Raw genomic sequence first — 1,436 nt, 5'->3', positions numbered from 1 at the left:
TCGCGAACTGGACGAAGGTCTGCGACTGGCCCTCGGTGACGGTCGAGTTGAGCTCGTCGATCCCCTCGATCGTGCGCACCGCCGCTTCGACGCGCTGGGTGACCTGCGTTTCGAGTTCGGTGGGTGCGGCGCCCGGCTGCGCGATGATGACGATCGCGCCCGGAAAATCGATGTCGGGATCGCTTTGGACCCCCATCATGAGGAAGGAGACGATCCCCGCGACCGTCAGGCCGAAGAACATGACGAGCGGCGGGATCGGGTTCCGGATGGACCAGGCCGAGATATTCTTGAAGTTCATCCGCTCTCCCCTTTCCGGTCTCGCCTCGCCGCCGCGTTGGCCTCTCAGGCCGCGCTGCGGTCGCGATAGGCGAGGAGCCGTAGCGCGTTGGCGACCACGACCAGTGTCGAGCCCTCATGCGCGGCCACCGCGGGGCCGATGCCCAGCCCGAGGATGGTTGCCGGCACGAGCACGACCACGACGCCGAGGCTCACTACGAGATTCTGGCGGATGATCCGCCGCGTCTGCCGGCTGAGCCCGATGGCGAAGGGCAGATGGGCAAGATCGTCGGCCATGAGCGCGACATCGGCGGTTTCGAGGGCGACGTCCGACCCAGCGGCGCCCATGGCGATGCCGACGGTTGCGCTCGCCATCGCGGGCGCGTCATTGACCCCGTCGCCCACCATGGCCACCGGCTGCTCGGCCTTGAGATCGCGAATGGCGTCGACCTTCTGATCGGGCATCAGGTCGCCCCAGGCCTCGTCGATCCCGACTTCGGCGGCGATCGACTCGGCGACCTTCTGGTGATCGCCCGAGATCATGATCATACGTCTGATCCCGAGCTCGCGGAGCCTAGCGATCGCCGTGCGCGCCGCTTCGCGCGGCGTGTCCATCAGACCGATCGCGCCCAGATCGCGGTCGCCCATACGGACCACCATCGTCGTGCGGCCCTGTTCGCGAAGGCCGGCAATCGCCGTCGCCACTTCGTCGCCGATCGGCGCGATGCCGTCGGTCCCGAACATCTCCACCTTTCCGATCTGGACAGTCTCGCCTTCGACCTTCGCGGTAACGCCGCGCCCCGTGAGGCTGTTGAGGTCGTCCGCCACCGGCACGCGCGCCGAGGTCAGCATGGCCTCGCCATCGCGCGCGATCGCGGCGGCAAGCGGATGGTCGCTGAGCCGCTCGACCGCCACCGCGATCCGCAGCAGTTCCTCCTTCGGCACGCCGCTGGCCGGCAGGACGTCGGTGATGCGCGGCTTTCCTTCGGTGAGCGTTCCCGTCTTGTCGAACGCCAGCGCGGTCAGCGAGCCGAGATTTTCGAGCGGGCCACCGCCTTTGACCAGCACGCCGCCGCGCGCCGCACGCGCAACGCCCGACAGGACGGCACTCGGCGTCGCGATCGCGAGCGCGCACGGGCTTGCCGCGACAAGGACCGCCA

At 68.7% G+C, this 1,436-nt stretch carries 2 protein-coding genes; both read right to left on the bottom strand.

All coding sequences use genetic code 11. The features are described 5' to 3' along the window. The coding region (locus ACT6Q8_RS25495) for an efflux RND transporter permease subunit (RefSeq protein ID WP_444739477.1) at window positions 1-298 on the bottom strand (298 nt) is incomplete at its 3' end. Between the two features lie 44 nt (window positions 299-342). Continuing rightward, window positions 343-1,436, bottom strand: a 1,094-nt coding sequence (locus tag ACT6Q8_RS25490) for a heavy metal translocating P-type ATPase (RefSeq protein WP_444739476.1), incomplete at its 5' end; no start/stop codon positions are given.

Origin of the sequence: Niveispirillum sp. (genome assembly GCF_052437035.1) — a bacterium.
In the GTDB taxonomy this organism is placed as follows: Bacteria; Pseudomonadota; Alphaproteobacteria; order Azospirillales; family Azospirillaceae; genus Niveispirillum.
This window is presented reverse-complemented; position numbering and strand designations above follow the sequence as displayed.